General features: G+C 38.6%; 2 protein-coding genes and 2 pseudogenes. All 4 read right to left on the bottom strand.

Going from position 1 to position 3,129, the window contains the following annotated elements; all coding sequences use genetic code 11:
* Nucleotides 1-343, bottom strand: a pseudogene (locus tag BXU11_RS16440) (type 1 periplasmic binding fold superfamily protein); the annotation flags it as partial.
* A gap of 225 nt (nt 344-568) precedes the next feature.
* On the bottom strand, nt 569-1,921 hold the full coding sequence (locus BXU11_RS16435) for a TonB-dependent receptor domain-containing protein (protein WP_189318549.1): 1,353 nt from the start codon (nt 1,919-1,921) through the stop codon (nt 569-571).
* Between the two features lie 152 nt (nt 1,922-2,073).
* A pseudogene (locus BXU11_RS16430) lies at nt 2,074-2,484 on the bottom strand (methylmalonyl-CoA mutase family protein); the annotation flags it as partial.
* Nucleotides 2,485-2,525: 41 nt separating this feature from the next.
* A partial coding sequence (locus BXU11_RS16425) for a methylmalonyl-CoA mutase family protein (protein ID WP_223253761.1) occupies nt 2,526-3,129 on the bottom strand: 604 nt, incomplete at its 5' end.

Raw genomic sequence — 3,129 nt, 5'->3', positions numbered from 1 at the left:
GAGTAGTTCCCGTTTTTAAGGTAAAAACTAAACCAATCGGCTTTCCATCCTCATCTAGATCACCATAGGCAAAGGTACCGATAGCCGTTGGTGCTTGATAAAACAATTGATGCTCATCACCTTCTTCTTGTACCTCAGCAGTAATATCATCAGCTGGGCTTACGCTTTCGTTCAAGATTGTAGTCCTACCATTATAGGTTGTATTGGCCGTTAAATTTCCAGACACCGTGACCACTGGCTTATTAGGCCCATCTCCATCCAGATCTACCGATTTTAAGGTTATTACACTGCTACCAGCCGTAAGTGTTGTGGTTACTGTGGTGATTAATTCTTCTTCATTCACTACTTCGGGATCGTCGTTGTTACAAGAAGAAAAAGAAAGGATTGTTACTATTGCTAAGGCTAAAAGTTTTTAAATTTTTCATTGGCTTGAATTTAATAATTGAATTTGATTTGAATTTGAAAATTTCGCCCAACTTCATCTGCAAAGAAGCGTTGGCGATTCAGATAATCTCTATACTTTGTATTGAATATATTTTGCACGGAAAAAGCAAGGGTCGTTTGGGTTTTAGGAAAACCATTGCAGTTGCATTTCTGAATAAAAATGGAGCAAATGATAACCTGGAGGCGGTGTACTTATATCTAATATCGCTGGCTGTGAATTGTTATTAGCATCAATCAGATTGACCTCAAAATTATTGTTAGGAAATTGAGATTGTCTAAAAACCACTTCGCTTTTTAACTCTAGAACTAACTGGTTCCATTCTTTTTTTCTCCATTCGATAGTATTAGTAAAATGAAAAGGAGGAATATCAATTAGTGCCTCGTTGTTATCAAGATCGTTACCCTTAATGTAGGCCATAGTCAAACGATGTTGCCATTGCGGCGACAATGTCCAATTGGTTTGCACATCTACACCGCCCAAAAGAGCTTGCGTTTGCTGGTATTCCCAAACTGGGAAAGCGCCTCTAATAGTAGTCTCCGCACCGATGGGACGCAAAAAAATATAATTTTTCACTGTATGTACAAACGGATTGATGGATAATGAAAAGTCTTGCCATGATTTCTGTACCGTCGACGACAATTTAAGGGATTCTTCTTTTTTTAAAGACAAATCGCCTAATTCAATAACACCTGTTGAATGATGCAAACCATCGCTAAAAAACTCTGAAGGATTTGGGTTTCTAATTGCCAAACTTAAGTTCGTGTACCATTCCAAATTTGCAGCAAAGGTCTTTTTAAACCCTACGCTGGCGGAGAAATTATGAAAAGTAAAACTTGGCTTAGCCAAAATTTGATTACCCTCTTCTTTGACTTCAAATTCAGGAAAAAGCGTATCATAGCCTCTTTCTTCCCATCTGGATTTAAGATAAAACTTAGCGGCATTGACACTTGAAAAATCATATCGTAAACCTGCATCCAAAACCAAACCATCAGACAAATCTACACTAGCCACACTGTATACTCCAGCATCTAGCTTCTCGTAATTCGGAATCAACGGACGAATACCTGTAGCTGGACTGGCAAAATTATTTTGAAATCCAGCACTTAGTCCTGACTTCAATTGCCAATCGTGATACGCTTTTTTGAAATCAACCGATAAATTATGGCTACTCAATTCCAAATCCAAGGCTGCGACATTTTTAAAATCGCCTCTACGCACATCAAACTCTAAACGCTTATTGAACTGAAAAGCATATTGAGCTGCCAATGATGCTGTTTCGTCAAAATAATAGTTATAATTTATTTTGGCCAAATGATGTTGAACTTGTTGTTTTGGATTATCAATAGCATAGGTAAAATCGTTGATTACCGACGGCCGTAAATTATTGATGGAAGTATACAAATCATTGACACTTCCGGTATGAGACGCACTCAAAATTCCAATAGTGGTTTGATACAAACTATAATAGGCCGACACAAAATACTTATCGGCTGTGTATTTTATTTCTCCGTGAAATTACCTTCTCTGTTACCTGTATTTGACAAAACATAATTTGGTGCCTGACGATCTCCCATGTATTTGAAGGTTGCCAATGCGTTCCAACTCCATCCCAACTCATTGCCTTTGTGAACGCTAGTCGTTACTGATCCGCTACGACCGTTCGAAGCAAAATTGAACATGGTTCTACCAAATAAGGTGTCTTTTCCTCTGTGCGTAGGGAGATCAAAAGCAATGGATAATCCTTTTTGACCCGCGGCTAAATTGCGTCGGTAGAAAGCATTGCTCTCTTCGGCAGTAGAAAATCCCGCATATTGGCGTATCGTCCACGGTCTACGAACATACATGGTCGCATATGGTCCACGTAAGTTGGGCGCAAAACCAGCCCCAAAGTCCAAATGCTCTAAGGTTTCAATGTCTTTTTCGGTATAGGTAGGTGGAATCGTAATACCTTCCGCTGTAAGGAAAGGCTCGTGACTAGGTAAACTAGCACTTTTTGTGGAATGGTCTAAGGTAATATGTTCAAGGTCTTTTCTTTTCATGGCTCGAATAGTAATGGTGAATCGTTTTGGTTGGAATAAGCTTACTCTAAGGCGAGTCGTTCTTGTTCGATTTTTTCGGCCAAACGTTTTTCGATTATTGGGGTAATCAGTGTTTTTCGTGGATTGATTTTTACAAAAGGAAACAATTCCAAATCGTGCTTCATTCGGTCAGCTTGGTTGGGATGTTTGTTGGTTCCCAATAATATTTTTTTACCAGTATCAAATAAAGCTTGTTCCTTGTCGGCACTTTCTTGGATTTTTCTTTTGACGGTACCTTCTTTCAATTGCTTTAAGAAACCTCCGTTTTTTTCGATGTCTTTAAACAATTGAAGTGCTTTTTCTGCTAACTGTTGGGTGATGCTTTCTAAATAATAACTTCCGTCAGCTGGATTGTTGACTTTGTCGAAATACGATTCGTTTTTCAGAATCAACAATTGATTTCTAGCAATACGATCTCCAAATTCGTTGTCTTTGTGGTACAAGGCGTCATATGGCAAATTAGCAACTGCATCTGCTCCTCCCAAAATGGCACTCATACATTCTGTAGTAGTTCGTAACATATTGACATTGTAGTCGTAAATCGTTTTGTTTCTTTTAGTTGGAGTGGCTAGAATATGACAATCGATATCCAATTCATAGGCATTG

It is taken from the genome of Flavobacterium sp. LM5, assembly GCF_002017945.1.
In the GTDB taxonomy this organism is placed as follows: domain Bacteria; phylum Bacteroidota; class Bacteroidia; order Flavobacteriales; family Flavobacteriaceae; genus Flavobacterium; species Flavobacterium succinicans.
The sequence above is the reverse complement of the archived record's forward strand: the minus strand, read 5'-3'. Positions and strand labels throughout refer to the sequence as shown.